Genomic DNA, 26,297 nt, shown 5'->3' with positions numbered 1-26,297 from the left:
TCGGTCACCAGCCCCGCTCGGCCAGCCGGTGCGGCTGCGGGATCTCGTCGACGTTGATGCCGACCATGGCCTCGCCGAGACCGCGGGAGACCTTCGCCAGCACGTCCGGGTCGTCGTGGAAGGTGGTGGCCTTGACGATCGCGGCGGCCCGCTGGGCCGGGTTGCCGGCCTTGAAGATGCCGGAGCCGACGAAGACACCCTCCGCGCCGAGCTGCATCATCATCGCGGCGTCGGCCGGAGTGGCGATCCCACCGGCGGTGAACAGCACCACCGGCAGCTTGCCGCTCTCGGCGACCTCCTTGACCAGCTCGTACGGGGCCTGCAGCTCCTTGGCCGCGACGTACAGCTCGTCGGCCGGCAGCGAGGAGAGGCGGCGGATCTCCTGGCGGATCCTCCGCATGTGGGTGGTGGCGTTGGAGACGTCACCGGTGCCGGCCTCGCCCTTGGAGCGGATCATTGCCGCGCCCTCGGTGATCCGGCGCAGCGCCTCGCCCAGGTTGGTCGCACCACAGACGAAGGGCACCGTGAACGCCCACTTGTCGATGTGGTTGGCGTAGTCGGCCGGGGTCAGCACCTCGGACTCGTCGACGTAGTCCACGCCGAGCGACTGGAGGATCCGCGCCTCCACGAAGTGGCCGATGCGGGCCTTGGCCATCACCGGGATGGAGACCGCCTCGATGATCCCGTCGATCATGTCTGGGTCGCTCATCCGGGACACGCCGCCCTGCGCGCGGATGTCGGCGGGCACCCGCTCCAGGGCCATCACCGCCACCGCGCCGGCGTCTTCGGCGATCTTGGCCTGCTCGGCGTTGACCACATCCATGATCACGCCGCCCTTCAGCATCTCGGCCATGCCACGCTTCACGCGGGCAGAACCGACGACGGGGGCGGTACCGGTGTTCGAGGCGGTGTTTTCGGGCACGGGTCATCGCTCCTTGGACGGGCTCTGGGGGGTGGCAGCAAAAATGCTACGCGCGGGTCAACGCCGCACCGACAGCCAATCAGACCCCCGGTGGCCTGCCCTGTGGCACTGATCACCGGCCCGCACGCGACCCGGGTCAGGTGGCGGGGACGTCCGCGGGCACGGTCAGGGTCGGGTCGTCGATGTCGAAGTAGCGCGGCCACTCCCGGCCCCGCCCCATCCGCAACAACCGCACCAGCGGCCGGCTGCGCGCCGAGCGGGCGTCCCGGACCAGATCCGTGTGCACCTGGCGGGACAGCGCCAGCCGGCGACTGGCCGCGATGACCGCCCTGCAATCCGGATCGTCCGGATCCAACTGGACGGCCCGCAACTGCCGGGTCAGGTCGTTCTCCGCCGCCTCACGCTCGTCCGGGCCGGCGTCCAGGGCGATCCGGGCCGCCGCGTACAGCTCGACGCCGAAGCGCCGCTCGGCCAGCACCGCCGCCGCGGCCGCCCGGCGCAGCAGGTGGGCGTCGAGAGCCCGGGCCGCCAGTTCCGCGCGGCCCTGCAACCTGTCGACCCGACCGGCCGTCCAGATGAGGTACGCCGCGACCAGCCCCACGACCACGCTCGCGGCCACCACCCACCACATGTGCGGCATCGTAGTGCTGCTCCGTTTCAGCTCCGAGTGGGTGCGGTCACGCCGGAAGACCGGTCACCGCCACACCGTCCGTCACACCGGTCAGCCCAGCCCCACCCATTCCTGGTCGATGACCCGTCCGTCGGTTGCCTCGATCGCCGCTGCGTATACCTCCAGAACACGGCGGGCAACCATCGGCCAGTCGAAATTCGCCACGACCTGATCCCCGCAGGCGGTCAGCGTGGCCCGCGCGGCGGGGTCGTCCAACAGCCCGGTCACCGCGTCGCGCAGCCCCACCGGGTCGCCGGTGGGAAAGAGCCGACCGGCACGCCCACCGTCGAGCACCCTCCGGAACGCGTCCAGGTCGCTGGCGACCACCGTCGTACCCGCGGCCAGGGCCTCGGTGAGGATCATGCCGAACGACTCGCCGCCGGTGTTCGGCGCCACGTAGAGGTGCACACTACGCAGCATGCGCGCCTTGTCCGGTTCGGTGACCAGGCCGAGGAACGTGACGCGCTCGTGCAGATCAGCCGGGAACTGGTCGTACAGGTCGTCGGGGTCACCCGGGCCGGCGACGAGCAACCGCAGCCCGGGCCGGGTGGGGGCCAGCGCCACGAACGCGTCGCGCAGCACCGGGAAGCCCTTGCGGGCCTCGGTGAACCGGCCCAGGAAGCCCAGCGTGCCGCCGGTGCCCGGGGCGCACTCCCCCGGCCAGCCGGGCAACGGCTCGGCGTCGGCGAACTTGGCCACCGCCACCCCGTTGGGGATCTCCACCGCGCCGCCGTCCATGTGCTCCACCTGCACCTTGCGGGCCAGCGCGCTGACCGCGATCCGGGCGGTGATCCGTTCCAACACGATCTGGAGCACACCCTGCGCCGCCGCCAACACCCGGGAACGGGTCATCGCGGTGTGGAACGTGGCCACCACCGGGCCGCGGGCGGAGAGCACGGCCAGCAGCGACAGGCTCAGCGTGAGCGGTTCGTGCACGTGCAACACGTCGAAGTCACCGTTGGTGAGCCACCGCCGGACCCGGGCGGTCGAGACCGGGCCGAACGCGATCCGGGCCACCGACCCGTTGTACGGCAGCGGCACGGCACGGCCGGCGGACACCACGTACGCCGGCAACGGCGAATCCTCGTCGGCCGGGGCGAGCACGCTGACCTCGTGGCCGAGCGCGATCAACGCCTCGGCGAGGTCCATCACGTGGTTCTGCACCCCGCCGGGGACGTCGAAGGAGTACGGGCACACGATGCCGATCCGCATGCGTCAGCCCACCTCCTCAGGCCGGACCGGAGGCCGACGAGCGCGGCACCGTGCCGTCCCCCGCCCCCCGCTGGTCCAGCCACATCCGCTGCAACATGTGCCAGTCTTCCGGATGCCGGGCGATACCCGCCGCCAGACCGTCGGCGATCAGCTGGGTCAGCGACCGGACCCGCTGGTCCAGGGGCCCCACCTCGGGCCCCGGCACCGGCAGCGGCCCGGCGAGCGACGCGCGGGCCGCGTCCGGTTCGTACCACATCGAGGCCACGTAGAGCGGCGCTCCGGTGTGCAGGGCGAGCAGCGCCGGCCCGGCGGGCATCCGGGTCTTCCCGCCGAAGAAGTCCACCTCCACGCCACGGGCGGAGAGGTCCCGGTCGGCCAGCAGCGGCACCACCGCACCGGCGCGTACCCGGTCCAGCAGCACGTCGAACGCCGGGCGCGGCCCACCGTGGGTCGGCAGGATCTCCATCCCCAGGCCCTCCCGGAAGGCGATGAAACGCTCGTACACGCCCTCCGGCTTGAGTCGCTCCATGACCGTGGTGATCGGCCAACCGGTGGCCGCCACCCAGGCCCCCGCGGCGTCCCAGTTGCCGGCGTGCGGCAACGCCACCACGGCGCCCCGGCCCGCGGCCACGTCGGCGGCGAGCAGCTCGGCGCCGTCGAGCCGGAAGCCGGACAGGATCTGCGACCGGCTCGACGACGGCAGCCGGAACGCCTCCATCCAGTACCGGGCGTACGAGCGCAGCCCACGCTTGACGAGATCGTCCAGCTCGGCGTCGGGCAGCTCCGGGCCGACCACCCGGCGCAGGTTCGCGCGCAGTCGGGCCGTACCCCCGCCGCCGCGACGGTGGGCGCGGTCCGCGCCCGCCTGGAACGCCGCCGCGACCAGCGGCCGGGGTAGCGCGCGGACCACCCGCCAGCCGGCGATGTAACCCAGCTCGGTGAGGTTCACGCGGCCCGGCCGCCGGTCGTCCGGCGCCGGGTCGGCACCGCGCCGCTCACGCCTGACCGTCCGGCTGGAGCTGCTGGGCCTGGCGGTAGACGTGCGCCATCCGCTGCCCCACGGTGAAGATCGACACTGCGGCGAGCAGCCAGAGCGCGATCTCCAGCGCCGGCTTCACGTTCAGGCCGGTGAGGATTCCACCGACCCCGACGATCAGCAGCCGCTCGGTGCGCTCGGCGATGCCCACGTTGCAGGTCATGCCGAGCCCCTCGGCGCGGGCCTTCACGTAGGAGACCAGGCTGCCGGCGGCCAGGCAGATCAGCGCGGCGGCGACCCCGGAGCGGTTGCCCTGCGTGGCGAGCCAGTATGCGACCGCACCGAAGACGGCGCTGTCGGCGACCCGGTCCATGCTCGAATCGAGGAACGCGCCGAACTTCGTGGAGCCACCGCTCATCCGGGCCATCGTCCCGTCGAGCAGGTCGGTCAGCGCGAACAGGGTGACGATCAACGCGCCCGCGACCAGGTGGCCGCGAGCACCGAAGCCGAGAGCGCCGACGAGCACACCAACGGTGCCCGCGACGGTTACGGCATTGGGGGTGACGCCCGCGCGCAGGAGGGCACGGGCAATCGGCTCGACGACGCGGGTCATCCCCGCGCGGGCCGACACTTGGAAGATCTTCGCCATGGCGGTCCCCACGATAACGGTCCGCCCAGCTCCGCCGATACGGCCGGTCCCGCCGACCCGCCCGGGAGAGGCTTGTGCCTACCCGGCAACGGGTGTGAGATCGAGCCAGGAGGTGAGCCAGCTCACCCGGCCACCCGTCCCGTTCCCGCTGTGCAGCAGACCACCGGAGGATATCGCCGCGCACTCGCCCCGGGCCGCTACCCGTCGCGCGGCGGTCGCCACCCACCACCGGCTGAGGGAGGTGCGCCCGATGGCGCAGAAAAATCAGGAGAAGGGTTCCACCGGCGGCACGCCGGTGGTGACCGACCCCGAGCGGGTACGCAACATCGTGCTCGTCGGGCACTCCGGAGCGGGCAAGACGACACTGGTCGAGGCCCTGCTCGCGGCGACGGGCACGATCAGCCGAGCCGGCTCCGTGGTCGACGGCACCACGGTTGGCGACCACGACCCGGCGGCCGTGCGCCAGCAGCGCTCGGTCAGCCTGTCCTGCGCACCGCTGCTGCACAACGGCATCAAGGTCAACCTGCTGGACACCCCCGGGTACGCCGACTTCGTCGGCGAGCTGCGGGCCGGGCTGCGAGCCGCCGACGCCGCGCTCTTCGTCGTCTCGGCGGCGGGCGGCATGGACGCCGCCACCGTCGCTCTCTGGGAGGAGTGCGCGGCGGTCGACATGCCCCGCGCGGTCGCGGTGGCCCGACTGGACCAGCCCCGCGCCGACGTCGACGAGACGGTGGCGCTCTGCCAGCGCCTGTTCGGCGACAACGTGATGCCGCTCTACCTGCCGATGCTCGGCGACGACGGCGTGTCCACCGAGGGTCTGCTCGGCCTGATCACCCGTCGGGTCTTCGACTACAGCGCCGGGCTTCCCGCCGACGTCCGCGCCCCCGACCCGGAGCACCAGCGGGCCATCGACGAGTCCCGCGACGAGCTGATCGAGGGGATCATCGCCGAGAGCGAGGACGAGACCCTGATGGACCGCTACCTCGACGGCGAGGAGATCAGCGACGAGGTGCTCATCGACGACCTGGAGAAGGCCGTCGCCCGGGGTCACTTCTACCCGGTGGTGCCGGTCTGCGCCGAGACCGGCGTCGGGTTGGACGTACTGCTGGAGGTGCTGACCGCCGCGTTCCCGTCGCCGCTGGAGCACGAGTTGCCGGCGGTGACCGGCGTGGACGGCTCGCCGCGTCCGCCGTTGACCTGCGACCCGGCCGGTCCGCTCGTCGCGGAGGTCGTCAAGACCACCGTCGACCGCCACGTCGGCCGGGTCTCGCTGGTCCGGGTCTTCTCCGGCACGCTGCGTCCCGACCAGACCGTGCACGTCTCCGGGCACGGCATGGCCGAACGCGGGCACCCCGACCACGACGCCGACGAGCGGGTCGGGCACATCTACACCCCGCTGGGCGCGGCCCTTCGCGAGGTGCCGTTCTGCGTGGCCGGCGACCTCTGCGCGATCACCAAGTCGGGCAGCGCCGAGACCGGCGACACCATCTCGGCCAAGACCGACCCGCTGCTGATCGCCCCCTGGGAGATGCCGGAGCCGCTGCTGCCGGTGGCGATCGTCGCGCACAGCCGCGCCGACGAGGACGCCCTGGCCCGTAACCTCGCCCGCCTGGTCGCGGGCGACCCCACACTGCGGTTGGAGCGCAACCCGGAGACCCACCAGCTGGTCCTCTGGTGCATGGGCGAGGCACACGCCGACGTGGTTCTCGACCGGCTACGTGCCGGTGGCGTCGCACTGGACACCGAGCCGGTCAAGGTGTCGCTGCGCGAGACGCTGACGGTACCCGCGACCGGGCACGGCCGGCACGTCAAGCAGTCCGGCGGCCACGGCCAGTACGCGGTCTGCGACATCGAGGTCGAACCCCTGCCCCCGGGCAGCGGCTTCGAGTTCGTCGACCGGGTCGTCGGCGGCGCGGTGCCGCACAACTACATCCCGTCCGTGGAGAAGGGCGTCCGCGCCCAACTCGAACGCGGCCTGGTCGCCGGTCACCCGGTGGTGGACCTGCGGGTGACCCTGGTCGACGGCAAGGCGCACAGCGTCGACTCCTCCGACGCGGCCTTCCAGACCGCCGGCGCGCTGGCCCTGCGCGACGCCGCCGACCGTGGCCAGCCGGCACTGCTGGAGCCGATCGACGAGGTCACCATCCGGGTGCCCGACGGTTCGGTGGGCACCGTGATGGGCGACCTGTCCGGCCGACGAGGCCGGGTACTCGGCACCGAACCCGACCCGGACACCGAGGGCCGGACCCTCGTCCGCGCCGAGGTGCCGGCCACCGAGTTGCTGCGGTACGCCGTCGAGCTGCGGTCGATGACGGCCGGCACCGGCACCTTCCGCCGTCACTTCGTCCGCCACGACCCGATGCCCGCCCACCTGGCCGACCAGATCCGCAAAGAACACACCCCCTAACCCCCCACCCCACCCCACCCCTGCCCACCCCACCCTCCCCTGGCGTCGATCATGGAGTTGTGGTGGGTGACATATCCGCTTATGCCTGATCTTTCAGCCACCACAACTCCATGATCGACGCGGACATGGGTGGGGTGGCGGGGACGTGGGTGGGGGCGGTCAGGGGTGGACGGTGGGGTGGGTGGGAGGGGGCCAGTGGGGGCGGTCGGCGTCTCGTAGGGCTGCCGTGCGCAACGCTGCCAACTGGCGCTCGACCTCGACGAACTGGTCCGCCGGCAGGGGGCCCCGGTGCAGCGCCGCGGCGTTCTCCTCGACCTGGGCGACAGTGCGACATCCGGGGATCGGAATGGTGCGGCCGCTGCGCGCCCAGATCCAGCCCAACGCGCCCTGGGCGAGGGTGCGCCCGTCGGCGGTGAGCGCCGCACGGACCGCACCGACCCGACGCAACCACTCCGGCGCGGGCCGACCACCACGGAACCACTCCAACCACCCCGGGGCCAACCCGCGTACGTCGTCGGGCGGCAGCGTCGACCCGGCCGAGTACTTGCCGGTGAGCAGTCCCATGCCCAGCGGGCCCCGGTTGACGCTGGCCAGGTCGTACTTGTCGCAGACCGCGAGCAAGTCCGGAGCGTCCCGCAGCACGGAGAGGGTGTGCTGCACGGCGGTGGCACCGGCGGCGGCGTGCCCGAACGCGGTGGCCCGGTCGGGACGGTCGGTGCTCCACCCGTACGCCCGGATCAGGCCCTCGGCGACCAGGTCCTCACAGCCACCGATCAGTGCCTGCGCGCGCGGCACCGACAGGTCGGCGAGGTGCAGCTGGTAGAGGTCGATCCGGTCGGTGCCCAGCCGCCGCAGCGAGTCGGTAACGGCCCTGCGCAGGTACGCGGGCGACGCGTCCTCCCCGGTGGCCTGTCGGCTCGCCTCGTCGAAGGTGTAACCCCACTTGGTGGCGATCACGGCCTCGTCCCGGCGGCCGGCGAGTGCCCGGCCGAGGACCCGCTCACTGTGCCCGGCGCCGTACGTGTCGGCGGTGTCGAAGAAGGTGACGCCCACGTCGAGGGCCCGGCGGATCGCCCGCACCGACTCGTCGTCGTCGACCGCACCCCAGCCCAGCGGTTGGCTGCCCTCCGCCCAGGGGCCGCCGATCGCCCAGCACCCCATGCCGAGGGCGCTGACCTCGATGCCGCTGCGTCCCAACGGCCGTGTCGTGACTGCCATCGGCCGATCGTGCCACCTCCACGGGCCGGGGCGTAGCAGATCCCGGGGCCGGAATCGCGGCGGCGAGCCGACCGACCGGTGCGGCATGATCGGCCGCATGCGGAGGCTCGGTGTGGACATCGGTGGCGTGATCATCGAGCCGGCCGACGAGGACGCCGACACCTCGTTCTTCGGCGCGCACTACCTGCGTACACCTGTGGTCGACGGGGCGTTCGACGCGCTCGCGGCGCTCGGGCCGGATTTCGACGAGGTGCACCTGGTGTCCAAGTGCGGGGAGGCCACCGAGCGCCGCACCCGGGAGTGGCTGGCCCACCACGACTTCGCGGAGCGCACCGGCATCCCGGTCGAGCGGCTCCACTTCTGCCGTACCCGTCCGGACAAGGCGCCGATCGCCGAGCGCCTCGGGCTGACCCACTTCGTGGACGACAAGCTGGAGGTGCTCGGCTACCTGACGTCGGTGCCGCACCGATTCCTGTTCCGGCCCCGCCCGGCGGAGGTCGCCGCTCGCACAGCGCTGCTGCCTCTCGTACACCGGGTGGAGAGCTGGCCGGAGCTGACCCCGCTGCTGCGCGCCGGCTAGCGGGACCGGCGCCGGCCTCGCGTCGCGCCGACGGTCAGGACGGCCAGGCGCGGGCGAGCAGGTCGCGGGTGTCGTGCAGCAGTTGCGGCAGGACCTTGGTGCGGCCGATCACCGGCATGAAGTTCGCGTCGCCGCCCCAGCGCGGCACCACGTGCTGGTGCAGGTGCGCGGCGATGCCGGCGCCGGCCACCCCGCCCTGGTTCATGCCCAGGTTGAAGCCGTGCGCGTTGCTCACCTTGCGGATCACCCGCATCGCCGTCTGGGTGTACGACGCCAGCTCGGTGGTCTCCGGCACGTCCAGGTCGGTGTAGTCGGCGACGTGCCGGTAGGGGCAGACCAGCAGGTGACCTGGGTTGTACGGGTAGAGGTTGAGCACCACGAACACGTGCTCGCCGCGGGCCACCACCAGGCTCTCCTCCGGCGGCAGCTGGGGGGCCCGGCAGAACGGGCAGCCGGTCGGCTTCTCGTAGCCCTCGACCGGGCGGTCCTCGCCGGAGATGTAGGTCATCCGGTGCGGCGTCCAGAGCCGCTCGAGGCCGTCCGCCATGCCGCCGATGTCCGTGTGCCGTTCCGCCCCTGTCACGAGCCGATCCTACGGAGCCCCGGAGGCGTGCCGCGACACCTGTCGACGGGAAAACTCCACCCTGCAATTTCTTGACGGATCAATAGCGAGGCCTGAAGATTCCATGCATCCAGAAACTTCCATACATTGATGGAGGACTGCATGATCCGACGGCTCGGCCGGCTCCTCGCGGCACTCGCCCTGACCGCCGCCACCACAGTGGCCGGCATCACCCTCACCGCCGGCGCCGCACAGGCGGACGGCTGCTACACCTGGGGCCGCACCCTGTCCCAGGGGGCATCCGGCGAGGACGTCCGGCAACTCCAGATCCGGGTCGCCGGCTACCCCGGCTACGGCGCGGTTCTCGGCCTCGACGGCGCGTTCGGCCCGGCCACCCGGTCGGCGGTGATCCGCTTCCAGCAGGCGTACGGGCTGGCCGCGGACGGGATCGCCGGCCCACAGACGTTCAACCGGATCTACGCCCTCCAGGACAACGACTGCACACCGGCCAACTTCAGCTACCCCGAGCTGAACAAGTGCAACAGCGACTGGTCCGGTGGCGCGGTCTCGGCGAGCACCGCGCGGTTCAACGCGCTCGTCTCGATGTGGAAGCTCCAGGCCATGCGGCACGCCCTCGGTGACGTGTCGATCTCGATCAGCAGCAGCTTCCGCAGCTACGCCTGCAACAGCGCGGTCGGCGGCGCGTCGAACAGCCGGCACCTGTACGGCGACGCGGTGGACCTGGTCGGGTCCCCGTCGTTGTGCCGACTGGCCCAGCAGGCTCGCTACCACGGCTTCGGGCAGATCCTCGGCCCCGGCTACCCGGACCACAACGATCACACCCATGTGTCGTCGACCGGGGGCTGGTCGGCGCCGAACTGCGGCATCTGAGGACGGGGGTCGGCCTCCCGGGTGATGCTCGCGCTCGAACATGGAAGTAGTGGCCTCCCCGGGTCGGGAGGCCACTACTTCCTGGATCGAGCACGATCATGCCGCCAGCAGGCGGGCGGCCAGCGGCCAGCGGGCGGGCGGCCAGCGGCCAGCGGGCGGGCGGCGGCCAGCGGCCAGCGCGGGCCGGGCGGTCCCGCTACTCCGCCGCGGCGGAGGGGCCGATGTTGGTGCGGGAGCTGACCACGTCGAGCACGTGGGTCACCGCCTCGGCGACCGGCACCCCGTTGCGCTGGGAGCCGTCGCGGTAGCGGAAGGAGACCGTGCCGGCGGCCACGTCGTCGTCACCGGCGATCACCATGAACGGGATCTTCTGCTGCTGCGCCGTACGGATCTTCTTCTGCATCCGGTCGTCCCCCGCGTCCACCTGGGCGCGGATCCCCTCGGCACGCAGCGCCGCCACGAAGCCGTGGAGGTAGTCGGTGTGGTCCTCGCGGATCGGGATGCCCACCACCTGCACCGGTGCCAGCCAGGCCGGGAACGCCCCCGCGTAGTGCTCGGTGAGCACCCCGAAGAACCGCTCGATCGACCCGAACAACGCCCGGTGGATCATGACGGGTCGCTGGCGGCTGCCGTCGGCGGCCTGGTACTCCAACCCGAACCGCTCCGGCTGGTTGAAGTCGACCTGGATGGTGGACATCTGCCAGGTCCGGCCGATCGCGTCCCGCGCCTGCACGGAGATCTTCGGCCCGTAGAACGCCGCGCCGCCCGGGTCGGGCACCAGGTCCAGCCCGGAGGTCGCGGCGGCGGTCCGCAGCGCCTCGGTGGCCTCCGCCCAGTCCTCGTCGGCCCCGATGAACTTCGGCGAGTCGTCCCGGGTCGACAGCTCCAGGTAGAAGTCGTCCAGGCCGTAGTCACGCAGCAGGTCGAGCACGAAGCTGAGCAGCGTGGACAGCTCGCCCGCCATCTGCTCGCGGGTGCAGTAGATGTGCGAGTCGTCCTGGGTCAGGCCACGAACGCGGGTCAGGCCGTGCACCACGCCGGACTTCTCGTACCGGTAGACGGTGCCGAACTCGAACAGCCGCAGCGGCAGCTCCCGGTACGACCGCCCGCGCGCCCTGAAGATCAGGTTGTGCATCGGGCAGTTCATCGCCTTGAGGTAGTAGTCCGCGCCCTCCAGCTGCATGGGCGGGAACATGGTGTCCGCGTAGTACGGCAGGTGACCGGAGGTCTGGAACAGCTGCGCCTTGGTGATGTGCGGGGTGTTGACGAACTCGTACCCCGCCTCCTCGTGCCGCCGCCGCGAGTAGTGCTCCATCTCGCGGCGGATGATGCCGCCCTTGGGGTGGAAGACCGCCAGGCCGGAGCCGATCTCGTCGGGGAAGCTGAACAGGTCGAGGTCCGCGCCGAGCTTGCGGTGGTCGCGCCGGGCGGCCTCCTCCAGCAGCTTCAGGTACGCCTTGAGCTCGTCACGGGTCGGCCACGCGGTGCCGTACACCCGCTGCAGTTGGGGGTTCTTCTCCGACCCCCGCCAGTAGGCGGCGGCCGAGCGCATCAGCTTGAACGCGCCGATCAGGCGGGTGGTCGGCAGGTGCGGGCCCCGGCACAGGTCCGACCAGCAGACCTTGTCCTCCTTGGCGTCGAGGTTGTCGTAGATGGTCAGCTCGCCGCCGCCCACCTCCATCACCTCGTCGGTGTCCAGGCCCTCGCCCTTGACCTCGATCAACTCCAGCTTGAACGGCTCGTCGGCCAGCTCGGAGCGCGCCTCGTCCAGGCTGCCGAAACGGCGGCGGCGGAACCGCTGCCCGGACTTGATGATCTCCTGCATGCGCTTCTCGAGCTTGCTGAGGTCATCGGGCTGGAACGGCTTGTCGACGTCGAAGTCGTAGTAGAAGCCGTTCTCGATGGGCGGGCCGATGCCCAGCTTGGCCTCGGGGAAGACGTCCTGCACGGCCTGGGCGAGCACGTGCGCGGTGGAGTGGCGCAGCACGTTGAGCCCGTCCGGCGAGTCCAGGCTGACCGGCTCGACGACGGTTTCCTCGGCCGGCGACCAGTCCAGGTCACGCAGCTGACCCTGCGGGTCACGAACCACGACGATCGCCTTCGGGCCGTTCGCGGGCAGTCCGGCCGCGGCCACCGCGTCGGCCGCCGTCGTCCCGGCGGCGACGACGACGGGGTCGGCCACGGCGGGGGTACGGGGTGCGGACACGGTGACTCCTCCAAGTGGTACGAAACGGCGCCGATCCTCGGCTCCTGCCGATGCTATCGGTCCACCCTCCCCGGCTCCGGAAGGGCACCTTCCTGCGGCCACGTTGAACCTTTCGCTCCGCGCAGCCGAACTACAGGGTGTGGCCGGAAACCGGTGCCGGCCGCGCGGACACGGATGGGGGCACGACATGGTGAGCACGCACGGCGGCGAGCGGCGACGGCGGATCGCGGCGGTGACCGCGCTGACCGCCGCCGGCCTACTGTTCTGGCCCAGCGCGGCGTCCGCGGCGGACGTGACGACCACCCCGGCCGAGGCCCGGCAGGGCGACGCCGTACGCCTCGAATTCACTGTGCCGGAGGAGCGAGCCGGCACGAAGACCAACCAGATCGAGGTCCGCTTGCCCGCTGACGCGCCGATCGCCGAGGTCTACCCGATGTCGGTGGACGGGTGGGCGCCCCGGCTGAGCTCCCGCACCCTGGACAAGCCGTTGGCCGGAATCCACTCCTCCGTAGTGAGCACGGTGACCACAGCGGTGACCTGGGTCCGGGTCGGCGAGAGCGATCCCGGGCCGGCCCGGCTGGCGCTGTCCATGGGGCCGATGCCGCAGGCCCAGCGGCTCACCTTCGAGGTGGTCCAGACGTACGCCGACGGCACCGTGGTCCGGTGGGCGGACGCCACCGGCGCGCACCGCGCCCCGGTGCTGACCCTGCTGCCGGCGGCCTCCGGCGCCGCCGGAGCGGCCGCTCACGGCGGGAGCCACGGTGCCCCGGCCGCCGGCGCGCCGGCCGGTCCGGGCAACGGTGTCGACGCCGACCCGGCCGCTCGTGCGGGCGGTGCCGGCGAGGAGTCCGGCAGCGCCGACGGGATGCTGGCCGCCGGCCTGCTGGCCGGGCTCGGCGGCGGCGCGGCGATCGGTTGGCTGGTCAGCCGGTGGCGTCGACGCGACCCGGCCGAGCCCTTGGCGCTCGCCGAGGCGGTCGGCGGCGCGGACGAGGACGCAACCCCGACGCTTGCCGAGGTGACCGGCCGCACGGACGAGACCCCGAAGCCCACCGAGGTGACCGGCCACGCGGACGAGGACCAGACCGCACCCGCCGAGACCCCGCCCAGCGCCGCCGGAGCCACCACGCCGCCGGCCCGCCCGACGCCGGCCCTTTCCGCGTCATCTCGGTGATCCGCTCGGGTTCCGGAGAACGCGGCATCAACCGCACGGACACCCCGATTTGCAGGAGACCGAGGAGATCACGACCAGGGTCAGGCCAGCGCCCGCAGGCCGGGCCGGGTCAGCCTCGCAGTCAGGGCAGCCAGGTGGGTAGCGGTTCGCGGGCGGCCAGCCACGGCTCGGGCACGCCGCCCGGGGTGCCGACACCGGTGTACGCCGCCACGACCGACCCGGCGATGGCAGCCGTGGTGTCCACGTCCCCGCCGGCCCGCAGGCACGTCTGGATCGCCGCCGGATAGTCGTCGAGGTGGCTGGCGGCCACCCAGAGGGTGAACCCGACGGTGTCCTGGGCGGTCACCCGGGAGCCGTTGCCGAGCGTCGTCACCACCCGGGGCAGTGGCCGGCCGAGCAGCCCGGCCGCCCGGTTCACGCTCCGGTGCACCTCGGTGCCCGGATCGAGCGCGGCGGCGATCCCGGCGAGCAGCCGCTGCGGGGCCGGCCGGTGCCCGTCCAGGCGGGCCCGGGCCGCCAACGCCGCGGCGACGGCGACCGCGACCGCTCCCGCGATCCCCTCCGGATGCGCGTGCGTCACCTCGGCCGAGGCGCGGGCCTGTGCCGCGGCACGCGCTGTCGAGTCGGCGAAGTACGCGCCCAGCGGGCCGACCCGCATCGCCGCGCCGTTGCCGCAGGAGCCCTGGCCGTCGAAGGCGGAGGCGGCGGCCAACGGCCACGGGGTGCCATCGCGGATCAGCCGCAGGATCAGCGTGGCGCCGTCGCCGTAGCCCCGGCGCCTGTCGCGACGCTCGGCGAAGGCCAGGGCCAGCCGGTCCCGGTCGATGCTGCCGGCGTCGACCAGGGCGGCGAGGACCGAGCAGGCCATCTCGGTGTCGTCGGTCCATGCCCAGGGGGCCGGTGGCAGCGCGCCCTCGGCGAGATCGACGGACGCCGACGACATGGCCTGCTCGCCGAGCGCGTCGCCGGTGGAGAGACCGGCGAGGCTGTCCCGGGCGAGCGCCAGGCGGGCATCGACAAACAGCGTGAACGACATCGTCGTACCAGCTTGCCCGCTCCCCAGGCACGTCGCAACGCGATCAACTTGCCAGGCCAAGTACGGTCTTGTCGTGGCCTCCGTGCTCCTGGTCGAAGACGATCACGTCGTACGCGGCGCGATGCTGCGGTCCCTCACCGACCGGGGGCATGCCGTGCACGCCGTGGGTACGGCGTTGGACGCGCTGCGTCGGGTCGCCGCGGAGACACCCGACCTGGTGGTGCTCGACCTGGGCCTGCCCGACCTGGACGGCTCGGACGCGCTGCGGATGCTGCGCGGCATCACCGACGTCCCGATCATCATCGCCACCGCCCGCGACGACGAGCAGTCGGTGGTCAAACTGCTACGCGCCGGTGCCGACGACTACATGGTCAAACCGTTCACCGGGGCGCACCTGGACGCACGGATCACCACAGTGCTGCGCCGGGCCGGGCGGGCCAGCCGGACGGTGCAGCCGGCGGTGCACAGCGTCGGTGGGCTCCGGGTGGACGTGGGCGAGCGCAGTGCCCAACTCGACGGCGAGCCACTGGCGCTGACCCGTAAGGAATTCGACCTGCTGGCGTATCTCGCCGCGCGACCTGGGCGGGTAGTGTCCCGCCGGGAACTCTTGGAGGAGGTATGGCGGCAGCCATCGGTCGGCGAGGACCAGACAATCGACGTTCACCTGTACTGGCTTCGCAGAAAGATGGGCGAGTCCGCGGCGAAGCCGCGCTACCTGCGCACCGTGCGGGGGGTCGGGTTCCGGCTGGTGGCGCCGGACTGAGGACGGCGCTCGCCCTCCTCACGGCCGGCATGTCCAGCCTCGTCGCGCTCGCGTTCCTGATCCCCCTCGGGCTCAGCCTGCGTGAGCAGAGCCGGGACGAGGCGATCGCCGACGCGGCGCGGCGCAGCGCGCTGGTGACCGGCGCGCTGGCGGTGAGCACCGACCCGGCGGTCGTCGAGCGTGCCGTGGTGGCCAGCGCGGAGGGCGCCCCGACCCGGGCCGTGGTGCACGGGTTGGGGCTTGACGAGTCTGCTGGTCGGGCCAGCGGCAGCGACCTGGACCGGGCCCGAGCCGACCGGCGGTCGCTGGTCGTCGACGTCGACGGTGGTGTGGTGCGGCTCGACCCGGTGGTGCTCGGTGACCGGACGGCCGTGGTCGAGGTGTTCCTTCCGGACTCGACGCTGGGCGAGGGAGCCGGCGGCACCTGGTTGCTCCTGTTCGCGGTCGGCGCGGCGATGGCCGGCGCGGCGGTGCTGGTGGTCGACCGGGTCGCCGCCCGCGCGGTGGACTCGACCCGGGGTCTGGTCAAGGCTGCGCTCTCGATCGGCGACGGTGACCTGGGGGTACGGGTCGAGCCGACTGGTCCCCGTGAACTGGCCGAGGCCGGGTACGCCTTCAACCGGATGGCCGACCGGCTCGACGCGGCCCGCACCGACGAACGGGAACTGGTCGCCGACCTGTCGCATCGTCTGCGTACCCCGTTGACGGTGCTGCGGTTGGACGCGGAGGCGTTGGAGTCCGACGACACCAGCGTGGGTTCGTTCAGCCCGGCGGAGTTGGACCGACTCCGCGGCATCCGACGGATCCGGCAGGCGATCGTCACCCTGGAGGGTGAGATCGACGTGCTGATCAAGACCACCCGCAAGGCGGTGGCGCACGAGGCCGGACCGGCGATGTGCGACGTCAGCGAGGTGGTCCGGGACCGGATGGTGTTCTGGGCGGCGCTGGCCGGCGACCAGAACCGGCCGCACCGGGTGAACGGCGCACAGTTGCGCATCCCCGCCCCGGTGCCACGGGCCGAGCTGGCCGCCGCGCTGGACGCGGTGATCGGCAACGTCTTCCGCTACACCCCGCAGGGCACCGCGTTCGAGGTGGCCGTGTCGCGGCGGGACGGGTATGTGGCGATCCGTGTCGACGACGCCGGGCCAGGCATCGCCAACCCGGACCGGGCGCTGCGTCGGGGAGCCAGTGACCAGGGTTCGACCGGGCTCGGCCTGGACATCGCCAAGCGGGTGTCGTTGCAGGCCAACGGCTCGGTGAGCATCGACCGCGCCCGGCTGGGCGGGGCCAGCGTGGTGATGCTGCTGGCCGACCCGGAGGCGACGCCCCGGCAGGTCAGCCGTTTCGGCCTGGTCGGCCGGATGGCGCGCGATGCCCGGGACACGAAGGCCAGCGGCCGTCGCTGGCCCCGCCAGCGCCCCACCGACGATTGACCGGGCCGGCCCGGGTTGTGCCCCGGCGCAAGTCTTCCTTAGATCGCGGTTAACGACCGAGCTGGGACGGCCGCGGGCTGACAGGATCAGAGCACGTACCCACCAGTTTCACCGGTCGAGCGCACCACGCACCCACGGCCGGTGAAGCCGCGCGCGCGGCGGGAGTCTCAGGTCCCCCCACACCCACGCTCCCGCCGCGCGCCCTGCTCCCCCGAGCGAGCCGGCCCGCGTCGCTCCGGGCGACCGGCGGCTCAGCCCGCGGCGGCGAGGTACGCGTCGATCTCGGCGGTGATCCGCTGCTTGCCGGTGTCGTCGAGGAAGGACGCGGTCACCGCGTTGCGGGCCAGCCCGGCCACGCCCGCGCGATCGGCCCCGAGGAGGCGGGCCGCCACCGCGTACTCGTCGTTCAGGGTGGTGCCGAACATCGGCGGGTCGTCGGAGTTGATGGTCACCAGCAGGCCGGCGTCGACGAGCTGACGCAGCGGGTGCTCGTCGAGGTTGGCCACTGCCCGGGTCCGCAGGTTGGACGTCGGGCAGACCTCCATCCCGATCTGCCGCTCGGCCAGGTAGGTCAGCAGCTCCGGGTCCTGGGCGGCGGAGATGCCGTGCCCGATCCGCTCGGCGCCCAGCTCGGTGAGCGCGTCCCAGATCGTCTGCGGCCCGGTGGTCTCCCCCGCGTGCGGCACCGAGCGCAGACCGGCTGCGCGGGCCTGGTCGAAGTAGGGCCGGAACTGCGGCCGGGGTACGCCGATCTCCGGGCCGCCAAGACCGAAGCTGACCAGCCCGTCGGGCCGCTCGTCCAGGGCGATGCGCAGCGTCTCCTCGGCGGCGGGCAGGCCCGCCTCGCCGGGGATGTCGAAGCACCAGCGCAGTTCGAGGCCGAAGTCGGCCAGGGCCCGCTTGCGGGCGTCCTCGATGGCCTCGCAGAACGCCGGCGCGGGGATGCCCCGTCGGACGTGCGAGTACGGGGTGATCGTCAGCTCCGCGTACCGGACCTGTTGGCGGGCCAACTCCCGGGCCACCTCGTGGGTGAGGATCCAGACGTCCTCGGGGTCGCGGACGAGGTCCACCACGCTCAGGTAGACCTCGATGAAGTGCGCGAAGTCGCGGAACTCGAAGTAGGCGGCGAGCGCGTCCGGGTCGGCCGGCACCGGGGTGCGCCCCTCGTGGCGGGCGGCCAACTCGGCGACGATCCGGGGCGAGGCGGAGCCGACGTGGTGCACGTGCAGCTCCACCTTGGGCAGGCCGGCGATGAAGGTGGACAGGTTGGTCACGGGTTCTCCTGGGCATGGTCGCCGGTGCCGGCGACGAGGGCATGGTCGCCGGTGCGGGCGACGACGAAGACGCGGCGGAACGGGAAGTACACCTGACCCTGCCGCACCGGGTACGCGGCGGTGAGCCGTACCCCCAGCTCGGCCCGGAAGGCCGACCAGCCGGCGGCGTCCAGCGCGGCCCGGACCGGGCGCAGCGCGGTGCCCTCCATCCAGGTCAGGACCGGGTGCTCGGCGGCGGGTCGAGCCGGCAGCAGGTGCACGTAGGTAGTCTCCCAGGCGTCCACAGCGCAGCCGGCGGTGGTCAGCAGCGCCGCGTAGTCGGTCGGTTCGTCGACGGGGTCCACGCGCAGCAGCGGGGCGACCTCACCGCGCCAGGCCGGCCGGTCGGCGACCTCGCGCAGGGCGCGATGCGACGGGGCGGCGAAGTTGCCGGGGACCTGCATGGCGAGCCACGCTCCGGCGGGCAGCTCGGCGGCCCAGCGGCGTAGCAGCTCCTGGTGGCCGGGCACCCACTGCAGCGCGGCGTTGCTGACCACCACGTCCTCGTCGCCGGTCGGACGCCAGTCGCGCAGGTCGGCGACCGCGAAGTCGACGGGAGCGCCCAGGGCGACGGCGCGGTCGATCATCTCGGGTGAGGAGTCCAGGCCGACGACCCGGCTCGTCGGCCAGCGCCCGGCGAGGGTGGCGGTGAGCTGGCCGGGCCCGCAGCCGAGGTCGACCACGGCCCGGGGGCGCGCGGCGGGGATCCGCGCGACGAGGTCGTGGAAGGGCCGGGATCGCTCGTCGCCGTAGCGCAGGTAGGCCGTCGGATCCCACATGGCGCCTCCCAAACCGTACGTTCGTCTTTTTTTACGGTACGGCTCGCGTGGCACGCTGGCAACCCGATCACTAGGCTCGGGGCATGGAACAGCGCAGCTTCACCCGGCTCGGCCGGACCGTCGGCGCGGTCGGCCTCGGCGCCTGGCAACTCGGTGCCGACTGGGGCACCGTCAGCGAGGCCGACGCGATGGCGGTACTCACCGCCGCCGTTGACTCCGGAGTCACCTTCCTCGACACCGCCGACGTGTACGGCGACGGCCGCAGCGAGCAGCTCATCGGGCGGTTCCTACGCACCCGACCCGACGCCGGGCTCACCGTCGCCACCAAGATGGGCCGCCGCGTCGAGCAGCAGCCGGAGGCGTACACCCTGGCCAACTTCCGGCAGTGGACCGACCGCTCCCGGGCCAACCTGGGAATGGACACCCTGGACCTGGTCCAGTTGCACTGCCCGCCCACCGCGGTCTTCTCCTCCGACGAGGTCTTCGACGGGCTGGACACCCTGGTCGCCGAGAAGGCCATCGCCGGGTACGGGGTCAGCGTCGAGACCTGCGACCAGGCCCTCACCGCGATCGCCCGACCGGGCGTGGCGAGCGTCCAGATCATCCTGAACGCGGTTCGCCACAAGCCGCTGGAGCGGGTGCTGCCCGCCGCGGCGGCGGCCGGCGTCGGCATCATCGCCCGGGTGCCGCTCGCCAGTGGTCTGCTCTCCGGCCGCTACGACGAGCACACCGAGTTCCCCGCCGACGACCACCGCAACTACAACCGGCACGGTGCCGCCTTCGACGTCGGCGAGACGTTCTCCGGGGTCGACTTCGCGCAGGGGCTCGCCGCCGTACGCCGGCTCGCGCCGCTGGTCGACCCGGACCGCACGATGGCGCAGTTCGCGCTGCGGTGGGTGCTGGACCAGTGGGGGGTCACAGTGGTCATCCCCGGTGCCCGCGACGCCGACCAGGCCCGACGCAATGCCGCGGCGGCGACCCTGTCGCCGCTGACCGACGCGCAGTTGGCAGCCGTACGCGAGACCTACGACGAGCTGATCCGCCCGCAGGTGCACGACCGGTGGTGACCCGCGCACCCGGGGTGCTCGCGTCGCGTCGCGCGGTCGGCGATGCTGGACCGCGGCGCGCTGCCTCGGGTGGCGGAGAGGGGACATGATGAGGGGCTGGCTTCCGCTCACCCTCGGCCTGTTGGCCATCGTGATCGGTGCGGTGTGGACGGTGCAGGGCCTCGGCTACGTCAGCGGCAGCGTGATGACCGGCGAGAAGATCTGGGCGGTGCTCGGCCCACTCGTGGCGCTGGCCGGGCTGGTGGTGCTCTGGCTTGGCCTGCGCTCGCGCCGCCGACGCTGAGCAGCCCGTCCACCACATGCCCTGGGCACGTGGAAAAGCCCTGCACCCCTTGACGGGGTGCAGGGCTTTCGACGACCCTGGCCGGATCGTCCCACTGGCCGGCGGGGGCCGGCCGTCTCACTCAGATGGGACGAACCTGCTCGGCCTGCGGGCCCTTCTGACCCTGAGCGATCTCGAACTCCACCCGCTGGTTCTCCTCCAGCGAGCGGTAGCCGCTGGTCTGGATGGCCGAGAAGTGGACGAACACGTCAGCACCCCCACCATCGACGGTGATGAAGCCGAAGCCCTTGTCAGCGTTGAACCACTTCACGGTTCCCTGAGCCATGTGTATCTCCCTCTAAAAACTGGTGGCCGTGCACGCCGTCCGGCCGATTGGCCGTTTTCGAGCAGCGGCGCCTGAGGTGGCCCCACGAAGGAGACTTCTCTCAACCCACGCCATCTCTCAACAGCGTGGAACAGCAAATCACGTACGCAAAAAGTCTGTCACGACCTCTCCGACGAATTTCTCCGACATGTGACCTGACGGATGCCCGAGATCCGCTGGGCGGCGTCCGAACCCATGCGAAAGCCCCCTTCCCATCGATGCGGGAAGGGGGCCGAAGTCGCTGTGGTCAGTCCGGCCAGGAACCGGTCATCCGGCGGACGCCGACCGCGCCACCCCGGTCCACGGCGGCCCGGACGACCGCGAAGATCGCGCCCTGCAACGCCGCGGCGGCCAGGATCTCGCCCCAGCCACGATCCTCGTCGGTCGCGTTCGGCGCCTCACCGTCGCCCGCGGTGACCTTCCAGACCTGCCGGAAGATCGCCCCGGCCACCGTGCCTGCGGCGATACCCAACAACACGCCGACCGGCCGGTACGCGACCCGACTGATGCTCTTGCTCACCTACGCCTCCCCCGCACGATCATCAGCACCACCACGGTGGCCACCGCACCGGCGGCGATGGCCGCCCACGGCACCGGGTTGCGGCCCATCAACTCGCCCCTGTCGTGCGCCTGTGCGCGCACCAGCTCGCCCTTCTCGTGGGCCCGCGCCCGCGCCATCCCGGCGCCACGCACCGCCTGCCCGCGGACCCGGGCGACGGTCTGCGCCGCCTGCTCGCGCATCCGCTCCTTCGCCTGCCCGGCGGATTCCTTCAGACGCGCCTTGACGTCGGCCTTGGCGGCCAACGCCTCCATCGTCTCGCCCAACTCGACCCGGGTGCGACGGATCTCCTCGCGGAGCGCCTCCGTGTCGCCGGTCCCGTTGCCGGTCATTGCCGCCCCCTGTCCTTCACCGCGGCGGTGACGGTGTCCATGTCGGCCCGGAGGCTGCGGACCGTCGCCGCCGGGACGGGCGGGACGGCACGGCTGACCTGCTTCTTGCCCACCAGGGCGAGAACGCCGGCCACCAGGAAACAGGCCACTGCCACGATCAGCGCGGCGGCCCAGGCGGGCAACACCAGGTCGAGCAGCAGGATCGCCGTGGCGACCAACGCGCCCAGGCCGAAGAATGCCAGCGCACCGCCGCCGCCGAAGAGGCCGATCCCGATGCCGGCGTGCTTGCCCTTCTGGGTCAACTCCGCTCGGGCCAGCGCCAGTTCGTCCCGCACGAGACGGGAGACCTGTTCGGTGGCCCGTTGCACCAACTCGGCGGTGGAGGGCTCGCTCCCATTGTGGGATGTGCGGGCGTTCGCCACGTCAGCCATGCTGTCCTCCTTTCCTCATCACCGCGCTGTATGCCCGGAGTCGCCGCTCGTCAATCCTAAAGCGCGCCGAGCAGCTGACCGTCCGCGTTGTCCGGACGCCGCGCCGCGAATACGCCGGCCGATGCCGTGATCGAGGCAGAGACGTCCGGCAGCACATCCCCTACCCAAGCCCGACCAAACCTCCCGCAACGGACCAGAGCCGGGTGTCGCGGCCCCGCGCCCAAGATCCGCGCAACATCACCGATGTTGCTGCCTCGAGCGCTTCGGAGGCAGCAACATCACCGAACTTGCGCAGGCCCTTTCGTGGGGCCGGGTGCGCGGGCCCCTTCGAGGGCCGGGTGGGGGTGGGGGTCAGGGGCGGGTTTCTTCGGGGCCCACGAAGGCTTCGCTGCGGGCGTCGCCGTCGTCGCTGCCGCCGAAGACGCGGGCGTCGTCGGGTGCCTCGGTGTCGGACAGGCGGCGTACCGGCCGCCTCGGCTGCACCCACTGCCAGGGCAGGTTGCTGGTGGAGTCACCCAGTTCGGTACGCAGTCGGGGCATCGCGGTCGGGCGGTTGTCCCGGATCCAGACCACCAGATGCTCCCGCACCAGACAGCGCAGGTCCCACAGACTGCCCGCGTCGGCGGCGCTGACCAACGCGCGGATTCGTACCATCCCGCCGGTGGCGTCGGTGACCTGCAGGACGCACACCCGGCCGTCCCACAGCTCGGTGCCCTCGACCAGGCGGCGTAGTTCCTCGCGCATGGTCTGCACCGGCACCGCCCAGTCCACGTCGAACTCGGCGGTGCCGAGCACCGCCGACTCGGTACGCGTCCAGTTCTGGAACGGCTTGCTGGTGAAGTACGAGGTGGGCAGGATCAACCGCCGGTCGTCCCAGATCTGCACGACCACGTAGCTCAGGGTCAGCTCCTCGATCCGACCCCACTCCCCCTCGACGACCACCACGTCGTCGAGCCGGACGGCATCGCTGAAGGCGAGTTGGAGGCCGGCGAAGACGTTGCCGAGCAGGCTCTGTGCGGCCAACGCGGCCACCACACCGACCACACCGGCCGAGGTCAGCACACCAGCGCCGATGCCCCGCACGCTCGGGAACGTCATCAGCATCACGCCGACGGTCAGGATGACGATCACCGCGATGGTCAGTCGGCGCAGCATCACCACCTGTGTGCGAACCCGCCGGGCGTGCCGGTTGTCCGGCACGTCGACCCGGAACCGGGCCAGCGCGGTGTCCTCCACGACGACCAGCAGAGCGGCCACCAACCAGGCCACCGTGGCGATGACGGCGAGGACGAGCGCGTGCAGCAGCAGGCGGCGCCAGCTCTCGCCGACCGCGTACCCGGTGCTGAAGCGGACGGCGAACTGCACGGCGAGGACCGTCCCGGCGACCTGGAACGGGCGGTGCGCGTGGTCGGTCAGCTCGGTCAGCAGCTGCGACCGGCGGCCGAACCGCCGGGTCAGCCGGTGGACGACCTCGACCAGGAAGAGAGCGACCGCCGCCGCGACGAGCGCGGCAACGGCCGTTTCGAGATAGTTCTGCACAGCTCCGTTGCTTCCCTTCGACCAGCCGTCAGGCACTCCGGGCAAAAGCCCAAGAGTGCCCGACTTCCGTGGTATCGACCAGCTCAGACCTTGCGGTACCGGGACTGGAGGAAGCAGTAGACGCCGAAGGCGGCGATGCCCAGGGCGACCAGGGTCAGCAGGAACACGCCGTACGACTGCTCGCGCAGCGTGTGCAGCGCGGCGTCCAGACCACGGGCCTTCTCCGGGTCGTAGTTCACGGCCGCCACGATGACCAGCAGCCCGGCGATGCCGTACGCGACGCCCTTGGCGATGTATCCGGCCATGCCCAGCCGGCGGGCGAGCTGGCGGGTCTTCGGGCTCATCTCGCCGGTCTTCAGGTGCTTCTCGAACTTCTTGAGCACCCCGTAGATCACCAGGCCGATGCCGATCGCGGCGACGACCAGCCCGGCCAGGCCGACCAGCCAGCGGCCACCGCTGGAGGTCATCAGCTTGCCGGTGAGCGCCTCCTGCTTGTCGGCGCTGTTCGAACCGGCGTCTCGGAAGACCTTGAACGCGGTCCAGGCGAAGTAGAGGTAGACGAGGGTCCGGCCGGCCGAGGCCAGCCGCTCCATGACCCGCTCCTTGCCCCGCTCGGCGCGGTGCCCGACCGCCGCCTCCAGGGCCTGCCAGATCGCCATCGCGAGCAGGCCCACCGCGACGGCGATGACCAGGAACTTGCCGAGGGGTTGTGCGGAGAGGGTGCGCAGCGCGCCGGACTGGTCGCCGTCGGCGGCCGACCTGTCGAACGCGATCTGCAACGCCAGCCAGGCGAAGAGCAGGTGGACGATGCCGTAGCCGATGAAGCCGGCCCGGGCGAGGATTTCCAGCCACCGGCTGTCCGCCGTACGGGAGGCGGTGGCTTCGGCGCTACGGGTGAGTGACATGGCGTCACAATCTCCGATTCTGAAGATTCCCAAACGTCGGCCACCGCCGCCCGCCCAGGTCAGCTGCCCGGGTTGCGCGACACGCGGATCTTGACCTGCTGGTCGGTCACGCTGTCCAGGGTGACCGCGAAGCCCCCGGCCTCGGCGGCCTGCTGGCCGGTGGTGAGGGTGAGCTGCTCACCGGCGACCTCGACGGTCACCTGGTCACCCTCGGCACCGACGAGCTTGGCCTCGATGCCCAGGATGGTGGTCCTCGCGTCGACACCCCGCTCGAAGGTGACAGTGCAGGCGTCCACCGCACAGTCGGTGGAGGCGCCCTGGGAACTGCAACCGGTGAGCACGGCGAGGCCGAGCGCCAGACCGGCGAAGAGACCGGCGGCGCGGCGGACGGGGGGCATGGGCATGGTGGCGGGTCGGTTCGTCACCCCGCCAAGAGTACGAGACGCCCGCGACGCCCAGGCGACGACGAGCGCTGGGAGCACCCCGGCTAGGGTCCGGGACATGCCGTTCGACATCGCCCGCACCCGGGCCGCGTACCCCGCCCTGACCGAGGGTTTCGTCCACTTCGACGGTGCCGGCGGCACCCAGACCGCGGCCGGTGTGATCGACGCGGTCACCGAGGCCATGCGGTCGGCGGTCGGCAACCGCAGCGCCGCCTTCGTGCCGGGCCGCCGGTCGTTGGAGCTGGTGGCCGAGGCGCGCTCGGCGGTGGCCGACCTGCTCGACGCCGACCCGGCCGGGGTGGTGCTCGGCCCGAGCGCCACCGCGCTGACGTACACCCTGGCCCGCACGCTCGGCGCGAGCTGGCGCCCGGGTGACGAGGTGGTGGTGTCCCGGCTCGACCACGACGCGAACGTCCGGCCGTGGGTGCAGGCCGCCGAGGCGACTGGTGCGACGGTGCGCTGGGCCGAGGTCGACCCGAGCACCGGCGAGCTGCCCGCCGCCCAGTACGACGACCTGGTTAGTGAGCGGACCCGGCTGGTCGCGGTGACCGCCGGCAGCAACGCCATCGGCACCGTGCCGGACGTGCCGGCGATCGCCAAGATCGCGCACGCGGTCGGCGCGCTGGTCTACGTCGACGGGGTGCACTCGGTGCCGCACGGGCCGACCGACCTGGCCTCGCTCGGCGCCGACGTGCTGGTGACCAGCGCGTACAAGTGGTCCGGGCCACACCTGGCGGCGATGGTGGCCGACCCGAGCCGGTGGGCGGCGCTGCGCCCGGCGAAGCTGGTGCCGTCGTCCGACGCGGTGCCGGACCGGTTCGAGTACGGCACGCCGAGCTTTCCGCTGCTCGCTGGCGTGACCGCGGCGGTCGATCACCTGGCGGGGCTGGACCCGGACGCGGTGGGGGACCGGCGGGCACGGCTACGGGCCGGGCTCGCCGCCGCGCAGGCGCACGAGGAGGCACTGCTGGACCGGCTGCTCGCCGGGCTGGCGCAGCGGCCGGCGATCACGGTCTACGGTTCACCGGCGCGACGCTGCCCGACGGTGTCGTTCCGGGTCGCCGGCATGACGCCGGTGGCCACCCAGGAGGCGTTGGGCGCCGCCGGGTTCTGCCTCTCCGCCGGCGACTACTACGCCTACGAGTACTTCCAGCTGATGGGTCTGCGCGACAGCGGCGGCGCGGTGCGGGCCAGCATCTACCACTACAACACCGCCGACGAGGTGGACCGGTTGCTCGCCGAACTCGACGCGCTGGCCGGTGCCGCGGGGACAATGACCGGATGAGCACCCTGGTCGAGGACAACCCGGCGAAGCGCCGCTTCGAGATCCTGGTCGACGACGCGTTGGCCGGCTTCACCGCGTACCTGATGCGTGGGGAGGTGCTGGTCTTCACCCACACCGAGGTGGACCGGGGCTTCCAGGGCAAGGGCGTGGGCGGCGCGCTGATCCGGGGCACTCTCGACGAGGTCCGTGCCCGGGGCACCAAGGTGGTGCCGCAGTGCCCCTTCATGGCCGCGTTCATCGACAAGCATCCGGAGTACGCCGACCTGGTGGCCGACCTGCCGTAACGCGGGTCGGTCGG

General features: G+C 72.2%; 28 protein-coding genes. 10 read left to right on the top strand and 18 right to left on the bottom strand.

All coding sequences use genetic code 11. From position 1 onward, the window contains the following. Window positions 1-4: 4 nt before the first annotated feature. The 5 genes from pdxS to pgsA all read right to left on the bottom strand — a co-directional run bounded on the left by pdxS (window position 5) and on the right by pgsA (window position 4,429). Window positions 5-922: a pyridoxal 5'-phosphate synthase lyase subunit PdxS gene (gene pdxS / locus O7614_RS12740; protein WP_278138666.1), complete on the bottom strand. Its 918-nt coding sequence runs from the start codon at window positions 920-922 to the stop codon at window positions 5-7. A gap of 136 nt (window positions 923-1,058) precedes the next feature. Continuing rightward, window positions 1,059-1,562 (bottom strand): hypothetical protein, encoded by a 504-nt coding sequence (locus tag O7614_RS12735; RefSeq protein WP_278138665.1) that lies wholly within the window; start codon window positions 1,560-1,562, stop codon window positions 1,059-1,061. An 81-nt stretch (window positions 1,563-1,643) separates the two neighbouring features. After that, entirely contained in the window at window positions 1,644-2,804 is a 1,161-nt protein-coding gene (locus O7614_RS12730) for a glycosyltransferase family 4 protein (protein ID WP_278138664.1), read from the bottom strand. Between the two features lie 16 nt (window positions 2,805-2,820). Beyond that, window positions 2,821-3,753, bottom strand: coding sequence for a phosphatidylinositol mannoside acyltransferase (locus O7614_RS12725; protein ID WP_278138663.1), 933 nt, complete (start codon window positions 3,751-3,753; stop codon window positions 2,821-2,823). A gap of 46 nt (window positions 3,754-3,799) precedes the next feature. Further along, window positions 3,800-4,429 carry a phosphatidylinositol phosphate synthase gene (gene pgsA / locus O7614_RS12720; protein ID WP_278138662.1) on the bottom strand — a complete coding sequence of 210 codons (630 nt, stop codon included), beginning with the start codon at window positions 4,427-4,429 and terminating at the stop codon, window positions 3,800-3,802. Window positions 4,430-4,679: 250 nt separating this feature from the next. Between pgsA and O7614_RS12715 the strand changes: the two genes are divergently transcribed. Next, window positions 4,680-6,836 carry an elongation factor G-like protein EF-G2 gene (locus O7614_RS12715; protein WP_278138661.1) on the top strand — a complete coding sequence of 719 codons (2,157 nt, stop codon included), beginning with the start codon at window positions 4,680-4,682 and terminating at the stop codon, window positions 6,834-6,836. Window positions 6,837-6,995: 159 nt separating this feature from the next. Here the strand turns inward: O7614_RS12715 and O7614_RS12710 are convergent, their stop codons facing one another. Then, on the bottom strand, window positions 6,996-8,054 hold the full coding sequence (locus O7614_RS12710; protein WP_278138660.1) for an aldo/keto reductase: 1,059 nt from the start codon (window positions 8,052-8,054) through the stop codon (window positions 6,996-6,998). Window positions 8,055-8,151: 97 nt separating this feature from the next. On the opposite strand from O7614_RS12710, the gene O7614_RS12705 reads away from it, so the two are divergent. Further along, window positions 8,152-8,634, top strand: coding sequence for a hypothetical protein (locus tag O7614_RS12705; protein ID WP_278138659.1), 483 nt, complete (start codon window positions 8,152-8,154; stop codon window positions 8,632-8,634). Window positions 8,635-8,668: 34 nt separating this feature from the next. On the opposite strand, the gene O7614_RS12700 is transcribed toward O7614_RS12705, so the two are convergent. Then, window positions 8,669-9,181, bottom strand: coding sequence for an HIT domain-containing protein (locus O7614_RS12700; protein ID WP_278142238.1), 513 nt, complete (start codon window positions 9,179-9,181; stop codon window positions 8,669-8,671). 177 nt (window positions 9,182-9,358) lie between these two features. Between O7614_RS12700 and O7614_RS12695 the strand changes: the two genes are divergently transcribed. Beyond that, a complete protein-coding gene (locus tag O7614_RS12695) occupies window positions 9,359-10,087 on the top strand; it encodes a D-Ala-D-Ala carboxypeptidase family metallohydrolase (protein ID WP_278138658.1) in 729 nt (242 codons plus the stop codon). 196 nt (window positions 10,088-10,283) lie between these two features. On the opposite strand, the gene thrS is transcribed toward O7614_RS12695, so the two are convergent. Next, a complete protein-coding gene (gene thrS / locus O7614_RS12690; protein ID WP_278138657.1) occupies window positions 10,284-12,293 on the bottom strand; it encodes a threonine--tRNA ligase in 2,010 nt (669 codons plus the stop codon). A 187-nt stretch (window positions 12,294-12,480) separates the two neighbouring features. On the opposite strand from thrS, the gene O7614_RS12685 reads away from it, so the two are divergent. Next, entirely contained in the window at window positions 12,481-13,467 is a 987-nt protein-coding gene (locus O7614_RS12685) for a DUF1775 domain-containing protein (RefSeq protein ID WP_278138656.1), read from the top strand. 121 nt (window positions 13,468-13,588) lie between these two features. On the opposite strand, the gene O7614_RS12680 is transcribed toward O7614_RS12685, so the two are convergent. Beyond that, window positions 13,589-14,503, bottom strand: a complete 915-nt coding sequence (locus tag O7614_RS12680; RefSeq protein WP_278138654.1) for an ADP-ribosylglycohydrolase family protein — start codon at window positions 14,501-14,503, stop codon at window positions 13,589-13,591. A gap of 73 nt (window positions 14,504-14,576) precedes the next feature. Between O7614_RS12680 and O7614_RS12675 the strand changes: the two genes are divergently transcribed. After that, on the top strand, window positions 14,577-15,266 hold the full coding sequence (locus O7614_RS12675) for a response regulator transcription factor (protein WP_030489108.1): 690 nt from the start codon (window positions 14,577-14,579) through the stop codon (window positions 15,264-15,266). Between the two features lie 29 nt (window positions 15,267-15,295). Continuing rightward, window positions 15,296-16,699 carry a HAMP domain-containing sensor histidine kinase gene (locus O7614_RS12670; RefSeq protein WP_278138653.1) on the top strand — a complete coding sequence of 468 codons (1,404 nt, stop codon included), beginning with the start codon at window positions 15,296-15,298 and terminating at the stop codon, window positions 16,697-16,699. Window positions 16,700-16,950: 251 nt separating this feature from the next. Here the strand turns inward: O7614_RS12670 and O7614_RS12665 are convergent, their stop codons facing one another. Both O7614_RS12665 and O7614_RS12660 read right to left on the bottom strand, forming a co-directional pair. After that, a complete protein-coding gene (locus tag O7614_RS12665) occupies window positions 16,951-17,973 on the bottom strand; it encodes an adenosine deaminase (RefSeq protein WP_278138652.1) in 1,023 nt (340 codons plus the stop codon). Beyond that, window positions 17,970-18,791, bottom strand: a complete 822-nt coding sequence (locus O7614_RS12660; RefSeq protein ID WP_278138651.1) for a trans-aconitate 2-methyltransferase — start codon at window positions 18,789-18,791, stop codon at window positions 17,970-17,972. Before O7614_RS12660 ends, O7614_RS12665 begins: the two co-directional genes overlap by 4 nt. Window positions 18,792-18,874: 83 nt before the next feature. Here O7614_RS12660 and O7614_RS12655 point away from each other — a divergent pair, with 83 nt between their 5' ends. Continuing rightward, window positions 18,875-19,858, top strand: coding sequence for an aldo/keto reductase (locus O7614_RS12655; protein WP_278138650.1), 984 nt, complete (start codon window positions 18,875-18,877; stop codon window positions 19,856-19,858). 85 nt (window positions 19,859-19,943) lie between these two features. Then, window positions 19,944-20,141, top strand: a complete 198-nt coding sequence (locus O7614_RS12650) for a hypothetical protein (RefSeq protein WP_278138649.1) — start codon at window positions 19,944-19,946, stop codon at window positions 20,139-20,141. Between the two features lie 121 nt (window positions 20,142-20,262). On the opposite strand, the gene O7614_RS12645 is transcribed toward O7614_RS12650, so the two are convergent. The 7 genes from O7614_RS12645 to O7614_RS12615 all read right to left on the bottom strand — a co-directional run bounded on the left by O7614_RS12645 (window position 20,263) and on the right by O7614_RS12615 (window position 24,696). Beyond that, window positions 20,263-20,466 carry a cold-shock protein gene (locus O7614_RS12645; RefSeq protein ID WP_030338233.1) on the bottom strand — a complete coding sequence of 68 codons (204 nt, stop codon included), beginning with the start codon at window positions 20,464-20,466 and terminating at the stop codon, window positions 20,263-20,265. A 286-nt stretch (window positions 20,467-20,752) separates the two neighbouring features. Beyond that, entirely contained in the window at window positions 20,753-21,025 is a 273-nt protein-coding gene (locus O7614_RS12640) for a DUF4235 domain-containing protein (RefSeq protein WP_088990412.1), read from the bottom strand. Further along, window positions 21,022-21,396 (bottom strand): DUF3618 domain-containing protein, encoded by a 375-nt coding sequence (locus O7614_RS12635; RefSeq protein WP_278138648.1) that lies wholly within the window; start codon window positions 21,394-21,396, stop codon window positions 21,022-21,024. Before O7614_RS12635 ends, O7614_RS12640 begins: the two co-directional genes overlap by 4 nt. After that, a complete protein-coding gene (locus tag O7614_RS12630; protein ID WP_278138647.1) occupies window positions 21,393-21,827 on the bottom strand; it encodes a phage holin family protein in 435 nt (144 codons plus the stop codon). Before O7614_RS12630 ends, O7614_RS12635 begins: the two co-directional genes overlap by 4 nt. Window positions 21,828-22,178: 351 nt before the next feature. Further along, entirely contained in the window at window positions 22,179-23,366 is a 1,188-nt protein-coding gene (locus O7614_RS12625; RefSeq protein ID WP_278138646.1) for a mechanosensitive ion channel domain-containing protein, read from the bottom strand. 83 nt (window positions 23,367-23,449) lie between these two features. Next, window positions 23,450-24,271: a DUF1206 domain-containing protein gene (locus O7614_RS12620; RefSeq protein WP_278138645.1), complete on the bottom strand. Its 822-nt coding sequence runs from the start codon at window positions 24,269-24,271 to the stop codon at window positions 23,450-23,452. Between the two features lie 59 nt (window positions 24,272-24,330). Beyond that, window positions 24,331-24,696: a hypothetical protein gene (locus O7614_RS12615; protein ID WP_278138644.1), complete on the bottom strand. Its 366-nt coding sequence runs from the start codon at window positions 24,694-24,696 to the stop codon at window positions 24,331-24,333. Window positions 24,697-24,772: 76 nt separating this feature from the next. Between O7614_RS12615 and O7614_RS12610 the strand changes: the two genes are divergently transcribed. Both O7614_RS12610 and O7614_RS12605 read left to right on the top strand, forming a co-directional pair. Next, the gene (locus tag O7614_RS12610) at window positions 24,773-25,999 is read left to right on the top strand and encodes a cysteine desulfurase-like protein (protein ID WP_278138643.1); all 1,227 of its coding nucleotides are present in this window, start codon (window positions 24,773-24,775) and stop codon (window positions 25,997-25,999) included. Beyond that, the gene (locus tag O7614_RS12605) at window positions 25,996-26,283 is read left to right on the top strand and encodes a GNAT family N-acetyltransferase (RefSeq protein WP_278138642.1); all 288 of its coding nucleotides are present in this window, start codon (window positions 25,996-25,998) and stop codon (window positions 26,281-26,283) included. The genes O7614_RS12610 and O7614_RS12605 overlap by 4 nt, the downstream gene beginning before the upstream one ends. Window positions 26,284-26,297 lie beyond the last annotated feature (14 nt).

Source organism: Micromonospora sp. WMMD961 (assembly GCF_029626145.1).
Taxonomy (GTDB): Bacteria; Actinomycetota; Actinomycetes; order Mycobacteriales; family Micromonosporaceae; genus Micromonospora.
The sequence above is the reverse complement of the archived record's forward strand: the minus strand, read 5'-3'. Positions and strand labels throughout refer to the sequence as shown.

What these genes read in the sequence shown, in the direction of transcription:
- O7614_RS12695 (WP_278138658.1), top strand. Translation starts at nt 9,359, where the DNA reads ATGATCCGACGGCTCGGCCGGCTCCTCGCGGCACTCGCCCTGACCGCC.
- O7614_RS12710 (WP_278138660.1), bottom strand. Translation starts at nt 8,054, where the DNA reads ATGGCAGTCACGACACGGCCGTTGGGACGCAGCGGCATCGAGGTCAGC.
- O7614_RS12620 (WP_278138645.1), bottom strand. Translation starts at nt 24,271, where the DNA reads ATGTCACTCACCCGTAGCGCCGAAGCCACCGCCTCCCGTACGGCGGAC.
- O7614_RS12650 (WP_278138649.1), top strand. Translation starts at nt 19,944, where the DNA reads ATGATGAGGGGCTGGCTTCCGCTCACCCTCGGCCTGTTGGCCATCGTG.
- O7614_RS12700 (WP_278142238.1), bottom strand. Translation starts at nt 9,181, where the DNA reads ATGGCGGACGGCCTCGAGCGGCTCTGGACGCCGCACCGGATGACCTAC.
- O7614_RS12670 (WP_278138653.1), top strand. Translation starts at nt 15,296, where the DNA reads ATGTCCAGCCTCGTCGCGCTCGCGTTCCTGATCCCCCTCGGGCTCAGC.
- O7614_RS12610 (WP_278138643.1), top strand. Translation starts at nt 24,773, where the DNA reads ATGCCGTTCGACATCGCCCGCACCCGGGCCGCGTACCCCGCCCTGACC.
- O7614_RS12635 (WP_278138648.1), bottom strand. Translation starts at nt 21,396, where the DNA reads ATGACCGGCAACGGGACCGGCGACACGGAGGCGCTCCGCGAGGAGATC.
- O7614_RS12655 (WP_278138650.1), top strand. Translation starts at nt 18,875, where the DNA reads ATGGAACAGCGCAGCTTCACCCGGCTCGGCCGGACCGTCGGCGCGGTC.
- O7614_RS12680 (WP_278138654.1), bottom strand. Translation starts at nt 14,503, where the DNA reads ATGTCGTTCACGCTGTTTGTCGATGCCCGCCTGGCGCTCGCCCGGGAC.
- O7614_RS12605 (WP_278138642.1), top strand. Translation starts at nt 25,996, where the DNA reads ATGAGCACCCTGGTCGAGGACAACCCGGCGAAGCGCCGCTTCGAGATC.
- O7614_RS12660 (WP_278138651.1), bottom strand. Translation starts at nt 18,791, where the DNA reads ATGTGGGATCCGACGGCCTACCTGCGCTACGGCGACGAGCGATCCCGG.
- O7614_RS12685 (WP_278138656.1), top strand. Translation starts at nt 12,481, where the DNA reads ATGGTGAGCACGCACGGCGGCGAGCGGCGACGGCGGATCGCGGCGGTG.
- O7614_RS12645 (WP_030338233.1), bottom strand. Translation starts at nt 20,466, where the DNA reads ATGGCTCAGGGAACCGTGAAGTGGTTCAACGCTGACAAGGGCTTCGGC.
- O7614_RS12735 (WP_278138665.1), bottom strand. Translation starts at nt 1,562, where the DNA reads ATGCCGCACATGTGGTGGGTGGTGGCCGCGAGCGTGGTCGTGGGGCTG.
- O7614_RS12630 (WP_278138647.1), bottom strand. Translation starts at nt 21,827, where the DNA reads ATGGCTGACGTGGCGAACGCCCGCACATCCCACAATGGGAGCGAGCCC.
- O7614_RS12705 (WP_278138659.1), top strand. Translation starts at nt 8,152, where the DNA reads ATGCGGAGGCTCGGTGTGGACATCGGTGGCGTGATCATCGAGCCGGCC.
- O7614_RS12730 (WP_278138664.1), bottom strand. Translation starts at nt 2,804, where the DNA reads ATGCGGATCGGCATCGTGTGCCCGTACTCCTTCGACGTCCCCGGCGGG.
- pgsA (WP_278138662.1), bottom strand. Translation starts at nt 4,429, where the DNA reads ATGGCGAAGATCTTCCAAGTGTCGGCCCGCGCGGGGATGACCCGCGTC.
- O7614_RS12715 (WP_278138661.1), top strand. Translation starts at nt 4,680, where the DNA reads ATGGCGCAGAAAAATCAGGAGAAGGGTTCCACCGGCGGCACGCCGGTG.